This is a genomic window from Flavobacterium sp. 38-13 (genome assembly GCF_001899155.1).
In the GTDB taxonomy this organism is placed as follows: Bacteria; Bacteroidota; Bacteroidia; order Flavobacteriales; family Flavobacteriaceae; genus Flavobacterium; species Flavobacterium lindanitolerans.
In genome coordinates this window covers 497,853-522,884 of the sequence record NZ_MKVG01000007.1, presented here as the reverse complement: position 1 = coordinate 522,884, position 25,032 = coordinate 497,853, and the positions used below count along the sequence as shown (strand labels likewise).

The window sequence follows — 25,032 nt, the reverse complement described above, 5'->3', positions numbered from 1 at the left end:
TAAGATAGTGGATAGTCGATAGTGAATAGTCGATAGAGGGTAGTGGATAGTTGGGAAATGCCGGAGTTAAAGTGAAAAAGATAAATAGTTAGAGTGGAGTTTTGGTTGAAAATAAAAAAATAAAGTTTTTCATTGTACATCTAAATTTTCTTTGCGAAATTTCACCTTAGCACCTTAGCACCTTAGCACCTTAGCACCTTAGCACCTTAGCACCTCAGAAACTTCAAAAAAATTTGCATAATTCAAAAAATATTCTAAATATTTGCACTCGAAAAATTAATAACACTTTTAAAACGAAGAAAAATGACTGTATTGGCATTATCATTTCAAAGCTACTCACCAACAGGATTTGGTGCTGTGCGTCTTCGTGGCTTATTTCAATCTTAGAAATTATTTTTTAGATATATAAAAAAGCCCGAAGCAATTTAGATTCGGGCTTTTTTTATTCTAGACACTTCAAAATTTTCCCGAAAAATAGTTCCATTATTTATCCCGAAAGGATAAAAGATTTGGCATGCTTATGTTTCATTTCCATAGTATTTGGAATTGACGTAAGTCTGCACAGAATAATTACAATTAATAAAATTTATGGGAAATAAATTATCCGGAAAAGACCTGATTAAATTAGGCTTTCCAAAAAATAATTCAATAAATATCGCCCTTGGGCAAATAAACAGATATAGAAAAAGAGAGAAAAAGGAATCCATTCTGTCAGAAGCGAAAGAGGTGTTGCTTCATCCGGAAAAATTCAACGGGCATGGAACCTGGGGAAAAGTGGCTGAAGGTCTGGTTAATCCCGTGCAAGTAAGAATGCATCAATTGAAAACAACAAGGGCTCCCTTTACGATTTTTGGAGAAAATGAAATCGATGAACAGGCCAAGTTTCAATTGTATGACTCGCTCAAACTGCCAATTTCAATAGCAGGAGCCTTAATGCCTGATGCGCATTCGGGATATGGTTTGCCAATTGGAGGCGTTTTGGCAACAGACAATGCTGTGATTCCATACGGAGTTGGTGTCGATATTGGTTGCCGTATGAGCCTTTCTGTTTTTGATCTTCCCGCATCATTCCTAAAAGGAAAAGACGACCAGCTACAGACCATATTGAAAGACCATACCAAATTTGGGATGTATGAGACACATGCGGTTAAGGCAGACCATGAAGTATTTTACAGAAAAGAGTTTCAGGACATTCCCCAGTTAAAACGTCTTCTAGATAAGGCCTACAAACAGCTTGGCACTTCAGGAGGAGGTAACCATTTTGTGGAATTTGGAATCGTCAAAATTGATAATCCACTACGCGAATGGAAAATAGAAGCAGGCGAGTATTTTGCCGTTCTTTCTCATAGCGGTTCGCGCGGATTAGGAGCCAATATTGCAAAACACTATACTTATTTGGCAACAAAACAATGTCCGTTGCCAAGGAATGTACAGCATTTGGCCTGGCTTGACCTCAATACGCATGACGGACAGGAATATTGGCTTGCAATGAATCTGGCGGGTGATTATGCCAAAGCTTGCCACGACGATATTCACAGGAGAATTGCCAAAATACTCGGAAAAAGAGTGGTAGTAACGATTGAAAACCATCACAATTTTGCATGGAAAGAGATGGTTGATGGCAAGGAGTGTATTGTCCATAGAAAAGGGGCGACTCCGGCTGCAGAAGGACAATTGGGGATTATTCCGGGTTCAATGACAGCACCGGGCTATATTGTTAGAGGAAAAGGAAATGCAGCAAGCCTGAATTCAGCCTCGCACGGAGCCGGGAGATTGTTTTCGAGAGCAAAGTGCAAAAGTACTTTCACGCAAAGCGAAATCAATAAAGTGCTGAAAGCAAATGAAGTTACACTTATTGGAGGCAATATTGACGAAGCGCCTATGGCCTACAAAGACATTACTAAAGTAATGGAAAACCAAAGCGATTTGGTAGAAGTATTGGGAACATTCACTCCAAAAATTGTCAGGATGGACCGATAAAAAACTTAAAAAATGGAAAAGATAATTCAGATAACAGCGGGCCGTGGGCCGGCAGAATGCACTTGGGTAGTTGCCCAGGTGCTTAAAAAAGTATTGGCAGAAGCGCAGGAGCTGCAGCTTGAAGCTGTTTTATTGCAACGTCAGGCAGGTTCTGAAAATGGAACAGTTGAAACCGCTACAGTTTCTGTAAAAGGAAAAGACGTGTCAATGTTTGTAGCCTCCTGGATTGGAACTATCCAATGGATAGGCCAAAGCCAGTTCAGGAAGATGCACAAGCGTAAAAACTGGTTTATTGGGATTTTTGAAATTGAAAAACAAAAAAACTGGACAATTTCAGAAAACGAAATCCAATATCAGGCAATGAGGAGTTCCGGAGCCGGCGGACAGCATGTAAACAAAGTCAGTTCTGCTATCAGGGCGACACATTTGCCAACAGGAATTACTGCGGTTGCGATGGACAGTCGGTCACAGCACCAAAACAAAAAACTGGCAACAGAAAGATTATTAAAAAAAATAGAAAACGAGACCTTACAGCAGCTCAAGGAACAGGTAGGCAAACAATGGGAAAACCAACTGAATATACAGCGCGGAAACCCGATAAGGATATTTGCCGGAACCGATTTCAAGAAGAATAAAATTGAGAAAAGCTATAAAGGAACCCGCAGAAAATTAAAAACAGATTTAAGAAATGAAAACAATTGATAAATACGTATTTCAGGCTTTAGATAGCTATCCATACTCACTCGAAGAAACCATTGAATCATTGGATTATGCTTTTTCCTATGATGCCAAGAATACAATGGTGCTTTGTCTTTATGGAAGAATCCAGGCGGAGCAATTACTGAATTATGAAGCCGCTAAAAATTATTTTGAAGAGGCTTTTACAATTAATATTCATGCACTTGAGGTTTATCCTTATTATATACAAACGCTTATCTTAAATGAAGATTATGAAGAAGCGATGCGATTAATTGATTTTGCACTTACAATCAAAGGCATAAGTAAAGCCGATATTTTTGTAAAGAAGGCCATACTTTTTGAAGTACAGCATAAATTCAAAAAGGCAATGAAAGAAATCAGAAATGCAAAGCTGTATTCAATTCATTATGATTCGGAGTCTGTGATTCGGGATGTTGAAAAAAGAATCAAGAGTAAGATGGAATTGATTAAAAAGAAAGCCAAAAAGAAATCAAATTAATTTTAAAAAGGCTGCCAAATAGGGCGGCCTTTTATATTCCTGCTTAAGAATGACGTTTTTATGTTTCCAATAAATTCCCCTAGTTTTGTGTTTGCGTGAGAAAACTTTTTTACATCTTTTTTTCATTTGTTAAACTATCCGAATACTAAAAACGTATAAAAAATCGGCTTAAAAATTTCTTAAATTTAACAAGAAGTGCTAAGTTTGGAAGGAAATATAAATAAACGACAAATCTAATATGAGAGCACTTAAAATCATTTCTGATTTACTTCCAATCCCAAGTTATACGGTAATATTAATTTGTTTTTTCTTCCCTTTTATTACTATCAAATGCGGCACGACAGAATTGGTTTCTGTGACTGGGTTTGATTATGTGGTTGGGACCGACATGAAGGAAAAGATGAAAGACAATGAATTTTCTAAAAAATTAGAAAAACAATTAGGTAAAGATTTGTTTGGTGCGGCTGGGGCCAATCTGGATTCTCTTGATGTTGATGAAGACGGCAATCCGATAAAAGCTGATAGTCTGCCGCTTCCTGAAGAAACACCAGATGAAAAAAGTAGTAGAATTGTTATGATGATTATGATGGGAATTCCATTCTTTATGGCAATAGCAGGATTGATTTTGAGTTTTGTCAAAGCCAGACGAAAAGGTCTGCTGCATATCATCTTTTCTTCTATTGGCTTCATAGTATTACTTATTTTTGGAATCATAATCAAAAGTTCTGACGAGCTAAATGCCGTTTCATCTATGGCAGATGGAATGGGAGGGGGAATGATTTCCATAGGTATGGGAACGGCTTATTATATGGCAACTATACTGTTTCTGTTGGTGATTATGTTTTTTGGTATGCTGAAGTACCTGAAAAACCTCTATAAAGAAGAACAGGCCATCCGCGAAGAAGCACTGGATGAATTTCTGACTAAAGAATAATTTATAAAACTCCCAAACGGGAGTTTTTTCGTTTTATACAGGCACTTTCATAAATAAGCAATATTTTTGCGACTTAATATAACCTGTTTTGAATCCGACCGTTTTTCTAATTACGCCACCTTTTACTCAGCTGAATACACCGTATCCGGCAACGGCCTATATTAAAGGTTTTTTGAACACAAAGAACATTTCTTCTTTTCAGGCTGATTTGGGCATTGAGGTTATATTAGAATTATTTTCCAGAAAAGGATTAACCGACCTGTTTTCGGAAGCTGAAAAAGCAACGGATAAATCGGATAATGCAAAACGGATTCTGGCATTACAGGAGGAGTATATTAAGACAATCGACTCGGTCATGCTTTTCCTGCAAGGCAAAAACCCAACCCTGTCGCATCTGATTTGTCAGGAAGATTTTCTTCCCGAAGCTTCCCGGTTTTTACAGCTTGAAGAATTGGACTGGGCTTTCGGAACTATGGGAACTCAGGACAAGGCTAAACATTTGGCGACTCTCTACCTTGAAGATATTTCTGATTTTATCGTTGAATGTGTCGATGAAAATTTCGGATTTAGCCGCTATGCAGAGAGAATGGGACGTTCTGCCAATTCTTTTGATGCGCTTTACGACATGCTGCATAGGGAGCCTACTTATATTGATAGACTATTACTCGGAAATTTGGATAGGAAAATGAAAGAATTGCAACCAAAGCTGGTCTGCTTTTCAGTTCCTTTTCCGGGAAATTTATACAGTGCCTTTAAAAGCGCCCAGTTTATCAAAAAACAGTATCCCGATACCAAGATTGCCATGGGGGGTGGATTTCCAAACACGGAATTACGCTCTTTGTCTGATATCAGGGTGATGGAATTTTTCGATTATATCACTCTCGATGACGGCGAAGCTCCTATTGAAGAGCTTATTCTGAATATTGAAAATCCGGAATATGATTCATGGAAGAGGACATTTCTTTTGGTAGACGGTAAAATTGCCTATAAGAATAATTCATCCAAAAAAGATTACAAGCAATCAGAAGTAGGAACACCTGATTATTCAGACCTGCTCTTAGACAGTTATATTTCGGTTATTGAAATTGTCAACCCTATGCACCGTATGTGGAGTGACGGGCGTTGGAATAAGCTTACCATGGCGCATGGATGCTATTGGGGTAAATGTACGTTTTGTGATATTTCACTGGATTACATAAAAGTATATGAGCCGGTGGCGGCCAGGTTGCTTTGTGACAGAATGGAGGAGCTTATTGCACAAACAGGGCAGAATGGTTTTCATTTTGTTGACGAAGCTGCACCTCCGGCATTGATGCGGGCTCTTGCATTGGAAATTTTACGCAGAAAATTGACGGTTACCTGGTGGACTAATATCCGTTTTGAAAAGAGTTTTACCCGTGATTTGTGCCTTTTGTTAAAGGTCTCAGGCTGCATTGCTGTTTCAGGTGGTTTGGAAGTAGCTTCAGACAGGCTGTTGGAGCTAATTCAAAAAGGTGTTACTGTAGCACAGGTTGCACGGGTGACGCGAAATTTTACGGAAGCGGGAATAATGGTACATGCTTATTTGATGTATGGTTTTCCAACACAAACGGCCCAGGAAACAATTGACTCCCTGGAAATGGTACGCCAGTTATTTGAAATGGGAGTCTTGCAATCCGGTTTTTGGCACCAATTTGCGATGACGGCTCATAGTCCTGTAGGAATGTATCCTGAAAAATTTGGCGTACTAAAAGAGACAGAAGTTTTGGGTAGCTTTGCTAACAACGATATTATACATATTGATAAAACAGGAACAGACCATGATGCCTTTAGTTATGGCTTAAAGAAATCGCTCTTCAACTATATGCATGGTATTTGTTTTGATTTTCCGCTGCAGGACTGGTTTGATTTTAAAGTACCCCGAACCAAAATTCCAGGCGACTATATCTATAATGCCATACATGAAGATGAAAACAGCTTCGCCAAACCAACTGCAAAAGTCATTTGGTTAGGCAATAAGCCTGTGATTTCAACCTATACTAAATCTAAAAAAGGAAATTCATGGGAAATGGTTTCTCTGGATTTTCATACTAAAAAAGAAGCTTTTGCCATTTCTGTAGGAAAAGAACAGGGAATATGGTTGGGAGCTATATTGGAGAAAATCGCGGTTTCAAACCTGAAAACGTACACCTATCAGGAGATTAAAACGGATTATGAAAACTCCGGGTTCGAAGATTTTGAACTGTTTTGGTATAGTAAACCCATTAATTCATTGAGAGAACAGGGCTTACTGGTACTCTAGTTGGTCATAGCTTTCTTTTCGCTATCTTCTTTCATTTTTAAATATTTGGCTGCCTGGTCTTTGGATAACAATTTTAAAATTTCTACGTCAATCTTGTCCATTATTTCACGCATTTTATCTTTTTTTTCCTGAACATGCAGATTGCTTTTGGAAATTTCCTCAATGCTGTTTTTATTGTCGTTTATAATTGCTTTTACGGCAGCAAATTGTAAACCGTCCAGTTTTATTTCCTTATCAAGATATGTAGCCCAGTTCTCTCCCATGTCTACTTTTTCATTGCTGTTTTTTTTAGGTTTGTTCTGTCTTACTTCAGAACCTATAGACCTGTCGACACCACCTCCGTATGGATTGTAGTATTGAGCAGAAGCAGTGTCAGGGCAAAGCATTAGGAAAAATATAGCGATAAAAAATAATCCGGTTTTCATAAATTAAAAATTTGAGTTCCAAACTTACTCATTTTTTAAGCCAAAGTATAATGAAATGATATATTTTAACAGGATGTAAACCGTTCAACGGTCATTATCATTGACTTCTGACTCATTTTCTGGTTTTGCCTTGTATTCTTCGTTGAAAAATTTTTCTACCTCTTTTTGGTCTTTCAAATTTCGCTTCATCAGAAATACAATTAAAATCAAGCCAATCAAAACTACAATTGCTATTGTTATCCAGTTGATTTTCATGGTTTTTTATATAAAGTTATGAAAATCCCAATACAGTTTTGTATTATTTTTTTTGGTGTTCTTCTTTTAACAACGAATAAATTTCTGAATTTTCAAATTGCCCTTCTTTTTGATAATGTTGTCTCATGACACCTTCTTTTACAAAGCCAAATTTTTTGACAAGTTGTATCGACGCATTGTTGGTTGGACTTATAAATGCTTCAACTCTATGGAGCTGCATTTTATCAAAACCATAGTCAAGAACAGGTTGCAACGCTTCGCTCATTAACCCCATTCTTTTGAAATTGTCATCTGTTAGTGCATATCCAATTTCGGCACGGGCATGGTCCAAATACCAGGTATGATAGCCGCATCCGCCAATAACCTTATTGTTTTTTTTGTCGAGTAATTGAAATAAAAGCATTGACTTGTTGTATGTGGTAATTCCCTTTTTGAATTTTTCTTTTTCTTTCTGCAGTTTTTCAGGAGTATTGATGCCTAAAAATTCAGAGAGTTCTTTTTCGGAAAAATGCTCATAAATATATTGGTAGGCTTCGAGATCAATTTTTCTTAAATGGAGCCTTTCTGTTTCAATAGTAAAAAAAGTCATATTAAAATAGTAAATAATACTAAGTATAAAAGTAATTAAAAAAATGTCTGAATTTTCAGGAAATAAAGGATAGTACATATCCTTTATCAATATAAATTAATCTATGTTCAAAAATTTTTTTATATTTTTCATTATAAATTTATTGTTTTTCAATAAAAATAAATACATTTGTCGGGTAATCATTAAAAATCAAACGATATGGAAATTAAAATTGGTACTAAGCTAATCCTTCAGGTATTGCATGTCTTATCCTGGATCATATTTCTCGGATTGTGTTTTGAAGCGGGTGCTCTTATAGTTAATGCTATTATGACACTCACGCTTGATGCTACAGAAATTAAACATTTATGGATGCTGATTGATTTGTCTGATTTGTACAAATACGGTTCTCATCATTATGTGGTAATAATGTCACAAATTATTATTGTGGCTGTACTGAAAGCACTGATGTTTTATTTGATCGTAAAAATTCTGTATGAGAATAAGTTGGATATGGCACAACCTTTCAACCAGGCAATGGGGCGTTTCATTTCGCTAATATCGTATCTGGCTTTAGGAATAGGTTTTTTTTCTGCCTGGGGAGAGAAATACACTAAGGGACTGATTCTGGAAGGTGTTTCTATGCCTGGTTTAGACGATATGCACTTTGACGGTTCTGATGTGTGGTTGTTTATGGGGATAATTCTTTTGATTATAGCACAAATTTTCAAAAGAGGTATCGAAATCCTAACTGAAAATGATCTAACAATATAGTTTATGCCGATAATAGTAAATTTAGATGTAATGATGGCAAAGCGAAAAATGTCGCTCAATGAGCTTTCTGAAAAGGTAGACATAACACTGTCGAATCTTTCCATCCTAAAAACAGGAAAAGCCAAAGCTGTCCGATTTAGTACACTGGAAGCTATATGTAAAGCCTTAGATTGCCAGCCGGCAGATATTCTGGAATATCAGCCTGATACGAAATAACTTTGTAATAGTTACTGATTTTTAAAAGTCCGCTGTGTTGACTACTTGCGGACTTTTTTTGTTATCGGGTCATTTGATAGCTTGTCAGTTTTTTAATCTTTCCGTTTTCCATTTGGAAGACATCACAAAATGCCGCATTAAGCAGGTCACCAGACCTGAAGTTACATTTGATCTTCCCTTCAACTACAACAGTATCGTTTTCTTCGGTGAGACTGATGATTTCAATTTCAGGATTTTCTATAAAATGGTTTTTTTCAATTTCTTTGTCAAAAGCTTCTTTTCCAATCAGGTGAAAAAATCCGGGCATATCCCAGACAATATCTTCTGCAAGACATGAAAGAATTTTTTTGTGGTCGTAAGTCCTAAAGCCTTCTATATACGAAACCACTGTATATTTATTCGAAGTCATGGCCTATAAGTTTTTCAAGCGACGTACTAAAATTACAAAATATTTGTCTGTTATTCAGTTTTTTAGATTTATTATAACTGCAATTTCGACATTAACGTTCTGTTAACAAAGAAGTAGTTTTCATTAACTCAGTCTCTTATATATAATGATACATTTGTGCAAATAACCAACCAAACTTCGCCTATGAAAACTGTTATTATATCGTTGCTCTTTGTAGTAGGTTTTACTGCCAGGGCACAAACAGAAGAAGAAATTGTAGAGAAACGTATCGATGAAGCCCGAAAGTTATTTCATTTTTCACAGGACTATCAGGCAGAAATGGATAAGATAGTAAAGGATTATCCGCGCTCTGCCTATGCCTGGCAACAAAAAGCCATGCCGCTTTTCAAACAAGGTAAATATGAATATGCTATGCCTTTTTTGGACAAAGCAGTTGCGCTGAACCCCAAATTATATATGGATTACAGAGCTTTTATGAAATGTATTTTTGGTAAACGTTATGTTGAAGCAATTGAGGATTTTAAAGCCGCCAAGAAACTTAGCGGCAATTCCTATGTCATGGACCATACGTATGATTTTTATATAGCACTTTCTTACTTGCAGTTGGGAAGATTTGCAGAAGCGGAACAGATACTCGAGGCGGATAGGGAGGCCCACCTTGCTACAAGTAGTGTTGAACCCCATTTTTTGGATGTGTTTTATATGGGTATAGCGAAGTATGAGCTGGGTAAATATGAGGAAGCGATAGCGCAATTTGATATCTCAATTGGAACTTACCGGGAGTTTTCCGATGCGGAATATTATAAAGCTTTATGTCTGATTAAGTTGGGAAGGAATAATGAAGCGGAGAAGTTGATGCAAAAAGCCATAACCGATTATAGAAATGGCTTCACCATCAACGAAGATAATGTAGTTTATGAACGTTATCCTTATCAGGTTTATTTTCTGAAATAAGTCAGGATAATAATGTAAAAGCCCCGGCAGGAACCGAGGCTTTTTATTTCAAAAGATTTGTTTTAAATTATAAAACAGCTTCACCATACAAGTCAAATTCGGCAGCATCAGTAATTCTTACATTTACGAATTCTCCGGTTTTTAAATAGGCTTTAGAAGCATCAATCAGAACCTCGTTATCAACGTCCGGACTGTCAAATTCTGTTCTTCCAACAAAATGGTTGCCTTCCTTGCGGTCAATGATACAACGGAAAACCTGTCCGATTTTTTTCTGGTTTAATTCCCATGAAATCTGAGACTGGAGTTCCATGATTTCGTTCGCACGCTGTTGTTTTACTTCGGCAGGAACATCGTCTTCCAGTAGATAGGCATGTGTGTTTTCTTCGTGAGAATACGCAAAACAACCCAATCTTTCAAATCGCATTTCTTCAACCCAGTTTTTCAAAATTTGGAAGTCTTCTTCGGTTTCTCCCGGATATCCTACAATCAAGGTCGTTCTGATAGTCATTCCAGGCACTGTGTTACGGAAATCTTCGATGAGTTTTGTCGTTTTGGCCTGAGTTGTTCCGCGACGCATTGATTTTAAAATGTTGTCGGATATATGCTGAAGCGGGATGTCAAGATAGTTGCAAATCTTTGGCTCTCTTTTCATCAGTTCCAGAACGTCCATTGGGAAACCTGTTGGAAAAGCATAATGCAGACGAATCCATTCAATGCCTTCAACTGCAGCTAAATTTTCCAGTAGCTCAGCCAGATTTCTCTTTTTGTATAAATCAAGACCATAGTAGGTCAAATCCTGAGCAATAAGTATCAGTTCCTTTACTCCGTTTTTGGCCAGTCCTTTTGCTTCGTTTACCAATTTTTCAATGGGCTGTGAAACGTGTTTGCCACGCATTAATGGAATGGCGCAGAAACTGCAAGGACGGTCACATCCTTCGGCAATTTTAAGGTAGGCATAATTTTTAGGCGTAGTTGTAAGACGCTCGCCCAATAATTCATGTCTGTAATCGGCACCTAAGGCTTTTAAAAGGCCCGGTAGTTCTGTAGTTCCAAAATATTGGTCTACGTTTGGTATTTCCTTAATCAAATCCGGTTTGTAACGTTCTGAAAGGCATCCGGTCACAAACACCTTGTCAACAAGGCCTTGCTCTTTTTTGTCAACATAGTTAAGGATCATGTTTACAGATTCTTCCTTTGCATTGTCAATAAAACCGCAAGTGTTGATTACAATGATATTTCCTTCTTCATGGGCAGGGGCTTCGTGGGTTACGTCTTTGCCGCTGGCACGGAGCTGACCCATCAGCACTTCGCTGTCATACACGTTTTTGGAACATCCCAATGTAATTACATTGATTTTGTTTTTCTTTAATGACTTGGTTCTCATAGAATTGTAAATTGGAGTGCAAAATTAAGCTTTTTATGAATAGTAGCACTATGGTTGGGTAAATTTTATGAGGTTGACTTTATGGTAAGAAAAATAGTTGGATGTAAAATAGATTCAGAAGAAAGCCGTTTTATATCGGTATTAGTTTTGATATATTGCGTTTTTATATTTTATGATGGTTTTATGAAGAAAATAGGAATGTTCTTTTTGTTGCTGGCTCCTTTGATGCTTTTGGCACAGCAACGGGATGTTAAGGTATATAGGGAGTTTATTGAAGGTAAGACGGTAGTTTTTGCTGACAATAATGAGTTTTGTCCGGTTTCTGTCTTGATACGGACAGAGCTTCTTAATATGAAAAGCAGCCTTAAAGCGCCTTATGTTTTAGTGCCGGCAAAAACAAAAAGATTTGTGCTGATGGAAATTTCAGTAATTAATCTTAAAAAGGAATTTAATTTTAAATACCAGAGCTCATTTTTCCTGGGTGATATCAATCTTAGGAAATATGATATCGATTTCCCTTATAGTCTGCCGTATAAAGAAGGAGAAGAATATAGTATTGGACAGGGGTATAATGGCAAGATTTCACATCAGGGTGAATTTGCCCTTGATTTCATCATGCCTATCGGTACTGAAATTACGGCTGCCAGAGATGGTATTGTTGTTGATGTTCAGGATAGCAATACGGAAACCTGTATGTCGAAAGACTGTGCAGAATTTAATAATTATATCGTGATTTATCACGAAGACGGAACAATGGCGGAATATACGCACATTGACACCAAAGGTTCTTTGGTCAAAAAAGGAGATGTTGTTAAAAGAGGAGATAAAATCGGACTTAGTGGCAATATTGGCTGGTCATCTGGGCCACATCTGCATTTTTTCAGTTTTGTTTCGGATATAGAGAAGGGCAGGAGGTCTATCCGTACAAAATTCAGGACGGAAGGAAATAAACTCGAATTCCTGCAGGAAAAGAAATCGTATAAAAAAGATTATGAGTTTTAATAAAAAAGCCTCTGCATTTGCAGAGGCTTTTTTATGTGTAAAAGATATATTTTATAAATCTATCAATAATGTAAGTGTTACATTGTTGCTGACAGTTTTGACTGTAGTTGGGTCAACAAGTCCTTGTGAAAAGAATGTCTGCTGTATGTCTCTTTTGGCATAAGAATATGCCGCGTCCAGCCTTGTTCCTCCAAAATTATAGCCAAGACCTGCTGAAAATCCTTGCAGATCTCCAACTGTTTTTCCATTTTTATAAGGGCTTTGCTCAAAACGGTAACCGCCTCTGAAACTCCATTGTTTTGCTTTTGCTTCAGCACCAATGCGTACTTCAGATGTTACGTCAAGCAGTGATTCTAATTGTGCATTTGTTTGGCGGTAGTCGTTGCTTGGTCTGAAGCGGATATTACTGTAATCTTTCATGGCGTAATCCACACTGATTAGTCCATATTTTCCAAAAACATAGGCTAAGCTTCCTGTGTATTTTCCAGGTGTTTGTAAACGATATGACGGATAAATCATGGTTACATTCGGGTCGACAATTACAGGGTTGCGGGTTCCGCAGTCCGGACAGTCTACAACCAGATTCTGACGCAATTCTTCATTCAGACGAAACCAGGTAGGTGATTCATAGGCAAGTCCAATGCGGAATTCAGGAGTCACTTTGGCAATGGCTCCAACCTGGAATGAAAATCCGTTACCGTAAGTGTATAATTCATTTCGGAAACGCAAAGCCTGAGGTCCTGAATTTGGATTATTGCCAGGCGTATCCAAATAATCTTCATAGAAGTTGGTTACGCGGGTATAGTCTGTGAAATGTGAATTCAGGCTAAGACCAAAATAAAACCGGTCTGTGTATTGCACTCCTCCATTAAAGGAAAGCTTTCCGTTATATCCGTTAGTCTCAATAAAATTCTCCTGAAAATAATTGCCGCCAACAGGTGCATTTGGAGTATAAACCGTATTGTTGTCTGTATTGGTAGCAGGATTGATAAGGTAGCCGTAATAACCAAAATAAGCCTGCTGTTCTCTGTATGTTAGTGCTTCAAAAGGCAGATTGGTAATATCGCCTAACGGAATTCCGTTGGCATGGCTTGAGAAATATTGCGACACGGAGTTCGTAGGATTAAATCCGGCAGTATGAAACTGATTGTCGAAATTGGAAACATTTTCATAGTTTGCCGCAACTGTAAATTTTTTCCAATTGCTTGAAGCATCTTCGTTTTCGAAAACCCAGATAGCTCCCAATTGGTTCAGGTCAAAACTATTGTCTCTTTCTTTAGTGGTGGTGCCAAAATAACGTGACTTGTTACTGATGCTGTAGTTGCTAAGTGTTATGGCAATCTGATTGGTCGTAAAAACTGCACTTCCGGCTGGATTAACGCCAATTGCCGAAAAATCGCCTCCAAGAGCACCAAAAGCACCACTCATCCCTCTAAAGCGGGCCGTACCGGTCAGGTTGTCCTGAGCATACCTCATGGCATCGGAAACTTCTTGTGCCTGAGCACTTAAAGCAAATCCCGCAATCATAAATAAAAAATACTTTTTCATAGGGTTAATTTTTTTCTTAGGGGTTCAAAAAAATACCTATGCTATAACTTTTACGTTTAGACATAGGCATTCTGTATCATTAAATTAAGTGTTATCCTCTTCGTCCGCCGCCACCGCCGCCAGATCTTCCGCCGCCGCCATAGGAACCTCCACCTGATGATCTTCCGCCGCCACTTGAGCTAGGGCTGCTGTATGATGGTCTTGATGGTGCCACATTTTGGCTTCTTGTAGAATTGCTTCGGCTTGGAGTACTGTAATTGTTGCTGTTATTTCTTGTGGTATTATAACTGTTTCGTGTTGTGTTATAATCTCTTGAGCTTGAATTATAGTCTCTTGAATTTGTAGTACTGTTGCTACGGGGTCCGGTTGTGTTATATCTTGTTGAATTTCGGTTGGAATAATAAGTTCCTTCCCCTCTTCTTGAAGTGTTGTATGCATTATTGCTTCTGTAGCTTCTTGTTGCAGAATTGCTTCTGTAATAATTGTTTCTTCCAAAGCTGTTGTTGGCGTAGTAGCTTCTTCTTCCGTTGGCATAAGCGTAGTTATTGTAGTAGTGACCTCCATGCCAGTGGTTCCAACCGCCGTAATAAGGATAGTACCAATTGTTCCAGCCCCAGCCCCAGCCAAGACCCCAACTTGGTCCGTACCAGCTATTCCAGCCCCAACCGCCATACCAGCCTCCCCAGCCAAGACCCCAGCCCCAGCCTGGTCCGTACCAATTATTCCAACCCCAACTATTGTCGTAAATGTTTACAGTTACATTATCAGAGTTGCTTCCCCAGGCAGGATAGGATGCTGCAGTAGCTACATAGGTAGTATCGTTATAAGCCGGTGATGCATAATTGTTTGAATCGGTAAAGATTTCAGGATCATCCTGAAGCGATCTGAAATATTCTCTGTAGCCGTTGCTACTTTCATTGTTTGCAGTAGTGTTAGATCTTCTTTCGTTATTGTTGTAAACTCCATCGGAATCATAATAAGATGAATTCTGGTATGACCCACAGGAAGTCATAAGAATTGCCAGCAATCCGATTAATGAATAAAGGGATGCTGATTTTGGGGAAATGTAATAAGTTTTCATATCTAGAGCAATTTTATTGTTGGACAATACAAAAGACAATACAAAAATAATTAGTTTTGCTGAATTATCTAGTTAAATAAAGTTAAACAATATTTGTGCCAAACTATTCAATATGAGTAAGAACCTTACAAAAAGATCAGAAGATTATTCCAAATGGTATAATGAACTGGTAGTAAAAGCAGATTTAGCCGAAAATTCAGGGGTTAGAGGCTGTATGGTTATCAAACCATACGGTTATGCCATCTGGGAAAAGATGCAGGCGGAGTTAGACAGAATGTTCAAAGAAACCGGACATCAGAATGCTTATTTCCCGCTATTTGTACCCAAAAGCATGTTTGAGGCTGAAGAGAAAAATGCAGAAGGTTTTGCTAAAGAATGCGCAATCGTTACTCATTATAGATTAAAAAATGATCCGGATAAACCGGGGAAATTAATGGTGGACCCTAATGCCAGGCTGGAAGAAGAACTGATTGTACGTCCAACGAGCGAGGCTATTATCTGGTCTACTTATAAAGGGTGGGTACAGTCTTATAGAGATTTGCCACTTCTGATTAACCAGTGGGCAAACGTAGTGCGCTGGGAAATGAGAACCCGTTTGTTTTTGAGAACAGCCGAATTTTTATGGCAGGAAGGACATACGGCTCATGCGACACAAAGCGAAGCGATAGCAGAATCAGAACAAATGATGAATGTGTATGCCGACTTTGTACAGAATTTTATGGCCATTCCGGTAATCAAAGGAGTAAAGACGGAAACGGAGCGCTTTGCCGGAGCAGTAGAAACCTATTGTATCGAAGCCTTGATGCAGGATGGAAAGGCCCTGCAGGCCGGTACATCCCATTTCTTAGGGCAAAATTTTGCGAAAGCTTTTGATGTTAAGTTTGCCAATGCAGAAGGAAAGCAAGAGCATGTTTGGGGAACTTCCTGGGGTGTTTCGACACGTCTGATGGGAGCTTTGGTTATGACGCACTCAGATGATAACGGATTGGTTTTGCCTCCAAATCTGGCGCCAATTCAAGTTGTGATTGTTCCTATCTACAAAACGGATGAAGAATTTGCAGCCATAACTGAAGCTGCAAATACATTAGTGTCACAATTGCGGAAACTAAGAATTTCTGTCAAGTTCGATGACAGGACGACCCAGAAGCCAGGATTTAAATTTGCAGAATGGGAATTAAAAGGTGTTCCTGTTAGGGTAGCAGTTGGTCCGAAAGATTTAGAGAACGGAACTTTTGAGGTGGCAAGAAGAGATACTTTGTCTAAAGAAGTCGTTTTAAAGGATAATATAGTAAATCATATTAACAGCCTGTTGGAAGAAATTCAGGACAGTTTGTTTAGTAAGGCATTGGAATACAGGGATACACATATCACCGAAGTGAATTCCTTTGATGAGTTTAAAGATGTTTTAGAGAATAAAGGTGGTTTTATTGCGGCTCATTGGGATGGAACCCCTGAGACGGAAGAGAAAATCAAAGACCTTACTAAAGCAACAATCAGGTGTATTGCTTTGGATAGGGTAGAAGAGTCCGGAAGCTGCGTGTTTACTGGAAAACCTTCTGTTGGGAGAGTGCTTTTCGCGAAGGCATACTAAAAAAAATAAAAAAAAATTGAGGTAGCTATTGTGCGAATAAAAAATAGTTGTATTTTTGCATCCGCATTAGAGAAGCAAGGCCCGTTCGTCTATCGGTTAGGACGCCAGGTTTTCATCCTGGTAAGGGGGGTTCGATTCCCCCACGGGCTACAAGTTCAAAGTTTATTGAAAGTATAAACTAACTTAGAAGGATTCAAGGTCCGTTCGTCTAGGGGTTAGGACGCCAGGTTTTCATCCTGGTAACAGGGGTTCGATTCCCCTACGGACTACAAAAAAACATTTAAAGAAAAAAAGGAAGAAAATGGCAAATCATAAGTCAGCTCTAAAAAGAATCAGAAGTAACGAAAAGAAAAGAGTATTAAACAGATACCAACACAAAACTACTCGTAATGCGATCAAAGCTTTGCGTTTGGCTACTGATAAATCTGATGCTGCTGCAAAACTATCAGGTGTTATTTCTATGATTGATAAATTGGCTAAGAAAAATATTATCCACAATAATAAAGCTGCCAATTTAAAATCTAAATTGACTAAACACGTTTCTGCTCTTTAATCAGGTGCTGAATCGCTAAAATATAAAATGCCCTCATCAGAGGGCTTTTTTTATATTCGTATTTCGAGTCACTAACGAGATATGGACCAAGTTTTAAAATTACCAAAATAAAAAAGCTCTCAATTTTGAGAGCTTTTTTTATAATTTGTCTTTGAGGTCTTCCAGCATTTCTTTTGTAATGGGCTTAGACAAGAAATCAATTACAATGGGATAGGTCTTTGATTTTTCAATATCTGTCGGGTCAATAGTAGATGAAAGTACAATAACCTTTGTTTTTGTATTGAATTCCTGATACTCCTTTTTAGTAAAATTGTCGAGAAATTCCCAACCACCCATAACCGGCATGTTCAGGTCTAAAAAGATAAGTTCAGGACAAAGGGTTTCATTATTAGCTTTAAGCTTTTCATAATAGTCCATAGCCTCCTGGCCATTTTTTGCAGTAATTATTTCTTCTGTAAAAGACGCTTTGGCAATTACCATCTTATAAAGCATTAGAGTAATTGGATCATCATCCACACATAAGATTTTATGTAGCATTTTATTCCTTTTTGAATGTTAATGTAAACTTAGTTCCTTTATTTACCTGGCTTTGAACATCAATTGTTCCGCCCATTGTTTCAACTTGAGATTTGACAAGATATAACCCAAGTCCTTTACTGTCCGGATAATTATGAAATCTTTGGTATAGCCCGAAAATCTTGTCTTTATTTCGTTCAATATCGATTCCTATTCCGTTGTCTTCAAAGGTAAGAATTGTCTTATCAACTTTCTCCTTTGTAGTGATAGTTATTTTTAATTTTTTTGCAGGATTCCTATATTTTATGGCATTTGTAAGCAAATTCAACATGATGCTTTCCAGATAAGCCTTGTTCATGTTTGAAAGCGAGTCGTTTTCAAGATTGATTTTCAGGATTGGCTGGTGCAGGTTTATAAGATAGCTTAGCTGGTCAAAAACAGTTTCAAATACTTCGCTGAAAAGAACTTCTTCCTTCTGGATAGACGGATTGTCTTTGATAATGACAACCTTGACAAGGTCATTTATGGTTTCGTTCAGAAGATGGGTAGACTTTGTAAAGCCATTGAGTATGAGTTTCAGGTCGTCGTTTTCTATAGGAATATCTTCAATCAGGTTCAAAAGCCCGGTTAGGTTGGATAACGGCGCCCTGAGATTGTGTGATGTTATATAAGAGAACTGTTTTAAATCCTTATTGTTTTGTGTTAATTCACGGATGAGCTGTTCCCGTTCTTTTTCCTGTCTTTTCAGAAGGGTAATGTCCCGCTGTATCGAAATCCAGTGTGAAAGCTGTCCTTCTTTGTTTGTAATCGGAATCATGGAAAAGCTGACCCAGTATTCCTCACCATTCTTTTTGTAGCTTATAGTTTCAATCTGTGTTTCCTCTTCATTTTTGATAGCCGTAACCAGTTTTTTCAATTCCGATTCGTCAGAATTTTTACCTCTGAAGAGTAATGGTGATTTTCCAATGACTTCAGATGCCTTGTAGCCGGACATTTCTGCAAATGCCTGATTGGCAAAGATAATTTTTGGAATAGAAGTTTCAGAAGTATCATTGTCTGTAATGATGACCGCATCTTTAGCTTGGGTAATAACGGTTTCCAGAAGCTTTAGTCGCTGTTCTTCCTCTTTCTGCTTGGTGACATCCTGCATGGAACCAATCATTCGTATTGGTTTTCCATTGCTGTTTTTAATCAGGAAGCCTCGGTCAAAAACGTGTTTGTAGGTACCGTCAATACATTTGAAACGGTATTCATCCTGCCATTTTTCGACTTTTTTCTCAAGAAAATTGTATAGTTTAACCGATACTCTAAGGCTGTCTTCCGGATGTATTCTGTCAAACCACCATTTTGATGTATCGCCAACATCTTCTTTTTTGTATCCAAAAACACTGCGGATTCCTTTGTTCCATTGAAAATCATCTTCCTGAATTTTCCAATCCCATATGGTGTCGCTGGTTGCTTTCGCAACAATGTCATAGCGGTCTATGGCTTCTTTTAATTCTTCGCCGGCTCGTCTGTTTTCAATCACTACGCCTACCAGATTGGCAATGCGGTCGAGCAGATAGATTTCATTAGGATTAGGCTCTCTGTTGGTCTTATAATAGGTTACGAAACTGGCCAGACTGGAACCGTCTGTTTTTCTAATCGGGATCGACCAACAGGATTTTAAGCCATTGGCTATGGCTGCCGGAGCAAAATTTTTGCAGAGCGGTTCTTTTTCAATATCGGAAATAAAAGCACTTTCGTTTTTAAAGATGCTTTTTTTCGAATCGATATCGTTTATGGAGTCGACATAGCTTTTTGGAAGCGAATTGCCTACAAAGTGTTTTATCTTATGGTTTTTGATTTCAATAATGGAGCATAAGGCATCCGGCATCAAAGTTTCGATGTTTTGGATTACTTTCTCCAAAACGTCCTTTAATGATTTGTTGGGTTCCGCATTAAGCCTGTAGGTGTCTTTTTCAAATGCGAGTATGGTTTCCTGGAACTTACGTGTCGTAATATCCTGAAGGGCACCTATTTTTTTAACCTGTTTGCCATCTTCCCATATCAGGTCAAAGCGGTCCAAAACATGGGCATAGGTGTCATCCTGTTTGCGGAAACGGTATTCTATTTCATGGTGCGAATCTGAAGAATCTTCTTTGATGGCGGCAATTTTTTCCCTGACTTCTTCTCTTTCGTCAGGATGCAGCCGCGATACCCAAAAATCTAAATCCAGATACTGTAGGTCTTTAAAATCAAATCCGAATAGTTTTTTGTAATTGGAGCCTGCAATGTATATTTTCTTTGTTTCGGCATCAAATTCATATATCGCATCACTTGTTGCCTTTGCGATAGCTTCATAGCGAAGGTTGCTTTCCTTGATTTTAAGTTCTTTTTCAATCCTTTCGGTTACATCACGCGCATTGAGTACAATTCCGTTAACTGCGGCATTGTCTCTCATGTCGATGACATTGGCTTCGAGCCATCGCCAATTGTCGTTTATTCCAATGTATCGGAACGGGCGGGTGGCGATGCGTTTTTCTGTTTTTAATCTGGAAAATTCCTGTTTGAAAATTTCCTTTTCGTCCGGATGAAGCTGGTCGAAGGCATTGAGACCGATGTAATCATCCGGATTTATTCCGTAATTGGTCTGAACATTCGGACTGATATAAGTAAATACGCCATCAGTGTCAAGAATGGAAATCAGTTCTGAACCGTCCTGAACCAGGGCTTTGAATCGTTGTTCGTTGAGTTCGTTCTCTTTTTCGGTTTTAAGTCTTTCGGTAACGTCTGTGACTAAAACAAGTCGGGCCCTTTTTCCATTGAAATTAATTTCATTGCCTTGGGTAATGACATCAATTGTTTCGCTGTTTTTTGTGGTATGTTTGAAAGACATTTCCACAAATTTTCCATTTTCCCTAAGTGATTTTACTAAAGCCATGGCTTTTTCAGTGTCATCTTTGGCTACAAGGGTGGAAGCTTTCAGATTTAGGAATTCTTCTCTGGTATAGCCGTATTTTCTTATAGCGGCATCATTGGCATCTAAGACATGAAGTGTTTCAATATCATAGACTAGTTTTGGTAGCGGACTGTATTGAAAAATATCTTTGTATTTTTTTTCTGAATCGCTCAGCTTCTGTGCTATTTTCTTGCGTTCGATATTGTAGAGTATCGTTTTGAAAAGCAAAGAAGCGTTCAGGTCTTCTTTCTGCAGGTAGTCGGAAACTCCATACGAAAGTGACTTGATGCTGAATTCCTTGTCAGAAAATCCGGTTAGTATGATTATCGGGATGTCTCTCGATATGGGGATGATTTCATTCAAAAGCCGTTCGCCTTCTCCGTCGGGAAGAATCAGGTCCAGAAAAATAATATCTATTTTTTCTTCCGTATTCAGAATGTTCCGGGCTTCTTTGAGATTCCTGGCCTCATAAAAAACGGGATGACGGAATTCTTCTCTTATATAATCTTTAATCAGTACCAGATCGCCCTGATTGTCTTCGATTATTAAAAAGTGAATACCTTCTTTTTGAAACGTCATCGGTTACTATTTTTTAGGCAGTTGAACCATTGATAGCCAGAACTCTTCAATTGCGGCTACCGTCTCCAAAAAATTATCGGCTTCGATGGGTTTTGTTATAAAGCAATTTACGTGGTTTTGATAGCTCTTCAGTATGTCGCTTTCAGATGACGATGTGGTTAGCATAATTACAGGTATATGTTGAATTTGGGGATTCGATTTAATTCTGGCCAAAACTTCATGGCCGTTTAGTTTTGGGAGGTTTATATCCAGAAGGATAAGGTCTGGCATTATAGCATTTTTATAAGCTCCCTTTTTTTCTAAAAACTGTATAGCCTCCCATCCATCTTTTACGACTGAGATTTCTTTTCGTATACTGCCATAGCCCAGGGCTTCTCTTGTTAGCAGGATATCGCCTTCATTGTCTTCAATCAGTAAAATAACAATTGATTCCATTGGGCACAGATTAGAATTTAACAAATATAATAAAACTATTCACTTATTTGCTTACAGTAAAATAAAATGTGCTGCCCTGACCTTCTTCTGATTCTACCCAGATTTTTCCACCTTGGGCTTCTATGATTTTTTTACAGATTGCCAAACCAATCCCGGTTCCTGAATATTCGTGTTTGGCATGAAGCCTTTGGAAAATGACGAATATTTTTTCACTGAACATAGGGTCTATTCCAATTCCGTTATCCTTAACCAGAAAAAGCCAGCGGTTATCCAAATCCTGATATGTTATTTCTATTAATGGTGGCTCTGATTCGCTGTGGTATTTTAGGGCATTGCTGATTAGGTTCTGAAAAACAAGCTGTATTGGTGTTTTACGGTTTTGGATAGTAGGCAGATGGCTCCATTTTATAACCGCCTTGCTTTCTTTTATAAAAGTTTCGTGATAATTGACAACTTCTTCAATTAGTGTATTGAGGTCGATTGTTTCGATGGTCTGGTCGAATTTCCCAACTCTGGAGTACTCCAGAAGGTCAAGTATAAGATTGCGCATCCTGTGAGAGCCGTCTACGGCGTAATGAATGTATTCTTTGCCTTTGTCATCCAGTTTGTCATTGTATTTTCTTTGGATTTCTGATAAAAATCTTGTTATCATGCGTAAAGGCTCCTGCAGGTCATGTGAAGCGATATAGGCAAATTGTTCCAGCTCTGCATTGGAAACAGCAAGCTCTTCCATTCTTTTGTTAAGTTGAAGATTAAGCTGTTTGAGTTGCTCTTCATTGATTTTCCTTTCTGTAATGTCTTCCAGAGAACCTATCATGCGGAGGGGTTTCCCTTTTTTGTTGAATAAGATATATCCTCTGTCATATATATACCGGATGTCTCCGGATTCTGTAATGATGCGGTATTCGTCTGACCATTTTTCTTTATTTGAAGTTTCGATAAACTTGTCGAATCTTTTTGCAACCCGTTCTTTGTCTTCCGGATGAATTTTGTTAGTCCACCAGGTACTGTGGTTTTCAAGTTCCGGATAGCCAAAGATTCTTGTAAGCGATTCGCCCCAGATAACCCTGCCTTTCTTAAAGTCCCAGTCCCAGATAATATTGTTGGTTGCTTTGGTTACTACGGTATATCTGTTATTGGAAAGGGTAAGTTCTTCTGTAATGTTTTTTAGCCTGTTGAGGTATTTCTGGTTTTTGTTTTCATATCTCCTTAGCATTACCCAGAAGAGAGCTCCCGAGGCTACAATAAAACCAATTCCTTTAAGCGTTTGGAAGAGAATGCTGTCGCCATTAAAACCAAAATAGGCAAATGAGCGGTCACTGACTAAAATCCATAGGATTCCAATCACAAGATAGATGGAGATTATTTTATTGGAAGGTTTGTACATGGGGTATGTTCTTCATTGTAAAGATAAAGGTAAAACTCTTTTTGTTCAGATTATTTATGTTAAAAAAACGGGTTAGGTGCTAATTATGGAATCTTGAGTTACTGGCTTATTATGAATAAGTTAAGTCCATAGGAAAAAACATTTTTTATGTCAAAATAATGTGTAAATTTGCACCTTCAAAAAAAATCAGATGGAATCTATCAGAAACATTGCAATTATTGCCCACGTCGATCACGGTAAGACTACTTTGGTTGATAAAATTATGTACCATTGCCAGCTTTTCCGCGAAAACGAAAATACGGGAGACCTGATTCTTGACAATAACGATTTGGAGCGTGAGAGAGGTATTACCATTACTTCTAAAAACGTTTCTGTTGTTTATAAAGGAACAAAAATCAATATTATCGATACTCCGGGTCACGCGGATTTTGGAGGCGAGGTTGAGCGTGTCCTGAATATGGCCGATGGTGTTTGCCTTTTGGTAGATGCTTTTGAAGGTCCTATGCCGCAAACGCGTTTCGTGTTGCAAAAAGCAATCGATCTTGGATTGAAACCTTGCGTGGTAATCAATAAAGTAGACAAGGAAAACTGTACTCCTGAGGAAGTACACGAAAAAGTTTTTGACCTGATGTTTGAACTTGGTGCTACTGAAGAGCAATTGGATTTCCCAACGGTTTATGGTTCTGCAAAAAACAACTGGATGTCTGAGGATTGGAAACAACAGACTCAAAACATTGAGCCTCTTTTGGATATGGTTATCCAGCATGTTCCTGCTCCAAAAGTTTCTGAAGGAACGCCACAAATGTTGATTACATCTTTAGACTTTTCATCTTTTACAGGACGTATTGCTATTGGACGTCTTGAAAGAGGGATATTGAAAGAAGGAATGCCTATTTCTTTGGTAAAAAGAGATGGTAAAGTTATAAAATCACGTATCAAGGAACTTCACACTTTTGAAGGACTTGGCCGTAAAAAAGTGGAGCAGGTAGTAGCAGGTGATATTTGTGCAATTGTTGGTGTTGAAGGTTTTGAAATTGGTGATACTATTGCCGATTTTGAAAATCCGGAAGCATTACAGACTATTGCTATTGATGAACCTACGATGAGTATGTTATTTACGATTAACGATTCTCCTTTCTTTGGAAAAGAAGGTAAGTTCGTAACTTCAAGACATATTCGTGAGCGTTTGACAAAAGAGTTGGAGAAAAACCTTGCAATGCGTGTTGGTGAGACTGATTCTGCTGATAAGTTCATGGTTTTTGGTCGTGGAGTTCTTCACTTGTCAGTTCTTATTGAAACAATGAGAAGAGAAGGTTATGAATTGCAGATTGGTCAGCCTCAGGTAATCATTAAAGAGGTTGATGGTGTGAAATGCGAGCCTATTGAAGAATTGACAATCGACCTTCCGGAAAATCTTTCAGGAAGAGCAGTAGAATTTGTGTCTGTACGTAAAGGCGAAATGCTTTCTATGGAAGGAAAAGGAGACAGGATGGTTGTGAAATTTAATATTCCTTCACGTGGAATCATCGGTTTGCGTAACCAGCTATTGACAGCTACGGCAGGTGAGGCCATCATGGCACACCGTTTCATAGGTTATGAACCATACAAAGGAGAGATTCCGGGAAGAAATAACGGTTCATTGATTTCTATGGAAAATGGTAAGGCGATTCCTTATTCTATCGATAAATTACAGGACCGAGGTAAATTCTTTGTGGATCCAAACGAAGATATCTATGAAGGTCAGGTAATTGGCGAGAATACGCGTAGCGATGATATGACTGTAAACGTAACTAAAACGAAAAAACTTTCTAACGTTCGTTCTTCAGGAGCGGATGAAAAGACAAGAATCGTTCCGGCTATCAAGTTCTCATTAGAAGAGGCGCTTGAATACATCCAGAAAGATGAGTATGTTGAGGTTACGCCAAAATCTTTACGTTTGAGAAAGATTTACTTAAATGAAAATGACAGAAAACGTTTTAAATTCTAATCCGTTTTCCTGATATACAAAAGCCATTCTTTTA

At 38.2% G+C, this 25,032-nt stretch carries 23 protein-coding genes and 2 tRNA genes; 14 read left to right on the top strand and 11 right to left on the bottom strand.

The features are described from left to right. The first annotated feature begins 588 nt into the window (after positions 1 to 588). The 5 genes from BGO88_RS05390 (at position 589) to BGO88_RS05370 (ending at position 6,393) form a co-directional block, all read left to right on the top strand. Positions 589 to 1,980 (top strand): RtcB family protein, encoded by a 1,392-nt coding sequence (locus BGO88_RS05390; protein WP_286706205.1) that lies wholly within the window; start codon positions 589 to 591, stop codon positions 1,978 to 1,980. A gap of 12 nt (positions 1,981 to 1,992) precedes the next feature. Further along, the gene (gene prfH, locus BGO88_RS05385; protein WP_286706204.1) at positions 1,993 to 2,682 is read left to right on the top strand and encodes a peptide chain release factor H; all 690 of its coding nucleotides are present in this window, start codon (positions 1,993 to 1,995) and stop codon (positions 2,680 to 2,682) included. Continuing rightward, positions 2,669 to 3,178: a tetratricopeptide repeat protein gene (locus BGO88_RS05380; RefSeq protein WP_286706203.1), complete on the top strand. Its 510-nt coding sequence runs from the start codon at positions 2,669 to 2,671 to the stop codon at positions 3,176 to 3,178. Before prfH ends, BGO88_RS05380 begins: the two co-directional genes overlap by 14 nt. A 238-nt stretch (positions 3,179 to 3,416) precedes the next feature. Next, positions 3,417 to 4,112, top strand: coding sequence for a hypothetical protein (locus BGO88_RS05375; RefSeq protein WP_286706202.1), 696 nt, complete (start codon positions 3,417 to 3,419; stop codon positions 4,110 to 4,112). A gap of 88 nt (positions 4,113 to 4,200) precedes the next feature. Next, positions 4,201 to 6,393 (top strand): B12-binding domain-containing radical SAM protein, encoded by a 2,193-nt coding sequence (locus BGO88_RS05370; protein ID WP_286706201.1) that lies wholly within the window; start codon positions 4,201 to 4,203, stop codon positions 6,391 to 6,393. Here the strand turns inward: BGO88_RS05370 and BGO88_RS05365 are convergent. The 3 genes from BGO88_RS05365 to BGO88_RS05355 form a co-directional block, all read right to left on the bottom strand. Then, positions 6,390 to 6,818, bottom strand: coding sequence for a hypothetical protein (locus BGO88_RS05365; protein ID WP_286706200.1), 429 nt, complete (start codon positions 6,816 to 6,818; stop codon positions 6,390 to 6,392). The two genes, BGO88_RS05370 and BGO88_RS05365, sit on opposite strands and share 4 nt — an antisense overlap. 84 nt (positions 6,819 to 6,902) lie before the next feature. Continuing rightward, positions 6,903 to 7,073 (bottom strand): Z-ring associated ZapG family protein, encoded by a 171-nt coding sequence (locus tag BGO88_RS05360; protein WP_286706199.1) that lies wholly within the window; start codon positions 7,071 to 7,073, stop codon positions 6,903 to 6,905. A 43-nt stretch (positions 7,074 to 7,116) separates the two neighbouring features. Further along, positions 7,117 to 7,662: a GNAT family N-acetyltransferase gene (locus tag BGO88_RS05355; protein WP_286706198.1), complete on the bottom strand. Its 546-nt coding sequence runs from the start codon at positions 7,660 to 7,662 to the stop codon at positions 7,117 to 7,119. A 198-nt stretch (positions 7,663 to 7,860) separates the two neighbouring features. Here BGO88_RS05355 and BGO88_RS05350 point away from each other — a divergent pair, with 198 nt between their 5' ends. Continuing rightward, positions 7,861 to 8,415, top strand: coding sequence for a DUF2975 domain-containing protein (locus tag BGO88_RS05350; protein ID WP_286706197.1), 555 nt, complete (start codon positions 7,861 to 7,863; stop codon positions 8,413 to 8,415). Between the two features lie 3 nt (positions 8,416 to 8,418). Beyond that, positions 8,419 to 8,631: a helix-turn-helix domain-containing protein gene (locus tag BGO88_RS05345; protein WP_056069955.1), complete on the top strand. Its 213-nt coding sequence runs from the start codon at positions 8,419 to 8,421 to the stop codon at positions 8,629 to 8,631. Positions 8,632 to 8,692: 61 nt separating this feature from the next. Here the strand turns inward: BGO88_RS05345 and BGO88_RS05340 are convergent, their stop codons facing one another. Continuing rightward, on the bottom strand, positions 8,693 to 9,040 hold the full coding sequence (locus BGO88_RS05340; RefSeq protein ID WP_101471617.1) for a nuclear transport factor 2 family protein: 348 nt from the start codon (positions 9,038 to 9,040) through the stop codon (positions 8,693 to 8,695). Between the two features lie 183 nt (positions 9,041 to 9,223). Between BGO88_RS05340 and BGO88_RS05335 the strand changes: the two genes are divergently transcribed. Continuing rightward, positions 9,224 to 9,994 carry a tetratricopeptide repeat protein gene (locus tag BGO88_RS05335; protein WP_286706196.1) on the top strand — a complete coding sequence of 257 codons (771 nt, stop codon included), beginning with the start codon at positions 9,224 to 9,226 and terminating at the stop codon, positions 9,992 to 9,994. Positions 9,995 to 10,061: 67 nt separating this feature from the next. Here the strand turns inward: BGO88_RS05335 and rimO are convergent, their stop codons facing one another. Further along, positions 10,062 to 11,378, bottom strand: a complete 1,317-nt coding sequence (gene rimO / locus BGO88_RS05330; protein ID WP_286706195.1) for a 30S ribosomal protein S12 methylthiotransferase RimO — start codon at positions 11,376 to 11,378, stop codon at positions 10,062 to 10,064. Between the two features lie 183 nt (positions 11,379 to 11,561). Here rimO and BGO88_RS05325 point away from each other — a divergent pair, with 183 nt between their 5' ends. Further along, entirely contained in the window at positions 11,562 to 12,380 is an 819-nt protein-coding gene (locus tag BGO88_RS05325; RefSeq protein WP_286706194.1) for a M23 family metallopeptidase, read from the top strand. Positions 12,381 to 12,431: 51 nt separating this feature from the next. On the opposite strand, the gene BGO88_RS05320 is transcribed toward BGO88_RS05325, so the two are convergent. Both BGO88_RS05320 and BGO88_RS05315 read right to left on the bottom strand, forming a co-directional pair. Then, positions 12,432 to 13,928 carry an OmpP1/FadL family transporter gene (locus BGO88_RS05320; protein ID WP_286706193.1) on the bottom strand — a complete coding sequence of 499 codons (1,497 nt, stop codon included), beginning with the start codon at positions 13,926 to 13,928 and terminating at the stop codon, positions 12,432 to 12,434. A gap of 91 nt (positions 13,929 to 14,019) precedes the next feature. Continuing rightward, positions 14,020 to 15,009, bottom strand: coding sequence for a hypothetical protein (locus tag BGO88_RS05315; protein ID WP_286706192.1), 990 nt, complete (start codon positions 15,007 to 15,009; stop codon positions 14,020 to 14,022). 112 nt (positions 15,010 to 15,121) lie between these two features. On the opposite strand from BGO88_RS05315, the gene proS reads away from it, so the two are divergent. The 4 genes from proS to rpsT all read left to right on the top strand — a co-directional run bounded on the left by proS (position 15,122) and on the right by rpsT (position 17,153). Beyond that, positions 15,122 to 16,600 (top strand): proline--tRNA ligase, encoded by a 1,479-nt coding sequence (gene proS, locus BGO88_RS05310; protein WP_286706191.1) that lies wholly within the window; start codon positions 15,122 to 15,124, stop codon positions 16,598 to 16,600. 78 nt (positions 16,601 to 16,678) lie between these two features. Continuing rightward, positions 16,679 to 16,750, top strand: a tRNA-Glu gene (locus BGO88_RS05305). Between the two features lie 47 nt (positions 16,751 to 16,797). Continuing rightward, positions 16,798 to 16,869 (top strand) — tRNA-Glu (locus BGO88_RS05300). 32 nt (positions 16,870 to 16,901) lie between these two features. Then, on the top strand, positions 16,902 to 17,153 hold the full coding sequence (gene rpsT / locus BGO88_RS05295; RefSeq protein ID WP_056071401.1) for a 30S ribosomal protein S20: 252 nt from the start codon (positions 16,902 to 16,904) through the stop codon (positions 17,151 to 17,153). 138 nt (positions 17,154 to 17,291) lie between these two features. Here rpsT and BGO88_RS05290 read toward each other — a convergent pair whose 3' ends face one another. The 4 genes from BGO88_RS05290 to BGO88_RS05275 are packed head-to-tail and all read right to left on the bottom strand — an operon-like array spanning position 17,292 to position 23,011. After that, positions 17,292 to 17,690 (bottom strand): response regulator, encoded by a 399-nt coding sequence (locus BGO88_RS05290; RefSeq protein ID WP_286706190.1) that lies wholly within the window; start codon positions 17,688 to 17,690, stop codon positions 17,292 to 17,294. A 1-nt stretch (position 17,691) separates the two neighbouring features. Then, the gene (locus BGO88_RS05285; protein ID WP_286706189.1) at positions 17,692 to 21,189 is read right to left on the bottom strand and encodes a PAS domain S-box protein; all 3,498 of its coding nucleotides are present in this window, start codon (positions 21,187 to 21,189) and stop codon (positions 17,692 to 17,694) included. 6 nt (positions 21,190 to 21,195) lie between these two features. Continuing rightward, positions 21,196 to 21,624: a response regulator gene (locus tag BGO88_RS05280; protein WP_056069980.1), complete on the bottom strand. Its 429-nt coding sequence runs from the start codon at positions 21,622 to 21,624 to the stop codon at positions 21,196 to 21,198. A gap of 43 nt (positions 21,625 to 21,667) precedes the next feature. Beyond that, the gene (locus BGO88_RS05275; protein WP_286706188.1) at positions 21,668 to 23,011 is read right to left on the bottom strand and encodes a sensor histidine kinase; all 1,344 of its coding nucleotides are present in this window, start codon (positions 23,009 to 23,011) and stop codon (positions 21,668 to 21,670) included. A 190-nt stretch (positions 23,012 to 23,201) separates the two neighbouring features. On the opposite strand from BGO88_RS05275, the gene typA reads away from it, so the two are divergent. Further along, positions 23,202 to 24,998 (top strand): translational GTPase TypA, encoded by a 1,797-nt coding sequence (gene typA / locus BGO88_RS05270; RefSeq protein ID WP_056069986.1) that lies wholly within the window; start codon positions 23,202 to 23,204, stop codon positions 24,996 to 24,998. Positions 24,999 to 25,032: the final 34 nt, after the last annotated feature.

Bases quoted from the DNA above. Each gene is read 5' to 3' on its own strand.
- BGO88_RS05390 (WP_286706205.1), top strand. From the start codon at position 589: ATGGGAAATAAATTATCCGGAAAAGACCTGATTAAATTAGGCTTTCCA.
- prfH (WP_286706204.1), top strand. From the start codon at position 1,993: ATGGAAAAGATAATTCAGATAACAGCGGGCCGTGGGCCGGCAGAATGC.
- BGO88_RS05380 (WP_286706203.1), top strand. From the start codon at position 2,669: ATGAAAACAATTGATAAATACGTATTTCAGGCTTTAGATAGCTATCCA.
- BGO88_RS05375 (WP_286706202.1), top strand. From the start codon at position 3,417: ATGAGAGCACTTAAAATCATTTCTGATTTACTTCCAATCCCAAGTTAT.
- BGO88_RS05365 (WP_286706200.1), bottom strand. From the start codon at position 6,818: ATGAAAACCGGATTATTTTTTATCGCTATATTTTTCCTAATGCTTTGC.
- BGO88_RS05360 (WP_286706199.1), bottom strand. From the start codon at position 7,073: ATGAAAATCAACTGGATAACAATAGCAATTGTAGTTTTGATTGGCTTG.
- BGO88_RS05355 (WP_286706198.1), bottom strand. From the start codon at position 7,662: ATGACTTTTTTTACTATTGAAACAGAAAGGCTCCATTTAAGAAAAATT.
- BGO88_RS05350 (WP_286706197.1), top strand. From the start codon at position 7,861: ATGGAAATTAAAATTGGTACTAAGCTAATCCTTCAGGTATTGCATGTC.
- BGO88_RS05345 (WP_056069955.1), top strand. From the start codon at position 8,419: ATGCCGATAATAGTAAATTTAGATGTAATGATGGCAAAGCGAAAAATG.
- BGO88_RS05340 (WP_101471617.1), bottom strand. From the start codon at position 9,040: ATGACTTCGAATAAATATACAGTGGTTTCGTATATAGAAGGCTTTAGG.
- BGO88_RS05335 (WP_286706196.1), top strand. From the start codon at position 9,224: ATGAAAACTGTTATTATATCGTTGCTCTTTGTAGTAGGTTTTACTGCC.
- rimO (WP_286706195.1), bottom strand. From the start codon at position 11,378: ATGAGAACCAAGTCATTAAAGAAAAACAAAATCAATGTAATTACATTG.
- BGO88_RS05325 (WP_286706194.1), top strand. From the start codon at position 11,562: ATGAAGAAAATAGGAATGTTCTTTTTGTTGCTGGCTCCTTTGATGCTT.
- BGO88_RS05320 (WP_286706193.1), bottom strand. From the start codon at position 13,928: ATGAAAAAGTATTTTTTATTTATGATTGCGGGATTTGCTTTAAGTGCT.
- BGO88_RS05315 (WP_286706192.1), bottom strand. From the start codon at position 15,009: ATGAAAACTTATTACATTTCCCCAAAATCAGCATCCCTTTATTCATTA.
- proS (WP_286706191.1), top strand. From the start codon at position 15,122: ATGAGTAAGAACCTTACAAAAAGATCAGAAGATTATTCCAAATGGTAT.
- rpsT (WP_056071401.1), top strand. From the start codon at position 16,902: ATGGCAAATCATAAGTCAGCTCTAAAAAGAATCAGAAGTAACGAAAAG.
- BGO88_RS05290 (WP_286706190.1), bottom strand. From the start codon at position 17,690: ATGCTACATAAAATCTTATGTGTGGATGATGATCCAATTACTCTAATG.
- BGO88_RS05285 (WP_286706189.1), bottom strand. From the start codon at position 21,189: ATGACGTTTCAAAAAGAAGGTATTCACTTTTTAATAATCGAAGACAAT.
- BGO88_RS05280 (WP_056069980.1), bottom strand. From the start codon at position 21,624: ATGGAATCAATTGTTATTTTACTGATTGAAGACAATGAAGGCGATATC.
- BGO88_RS05275 (WP_286706188.1), bottom strand. From the start codon at position 23,011: ATGTACAAACCTTCCAATAAAATAATCTCCATCTATCTTGTGATTGGA.
- typA (WP_056069986.1), top strand. From the start codon at position 23,202: ATGGAATCTATCAGAAACATTGCAATTATTGCCCACGTCGATCACGGT.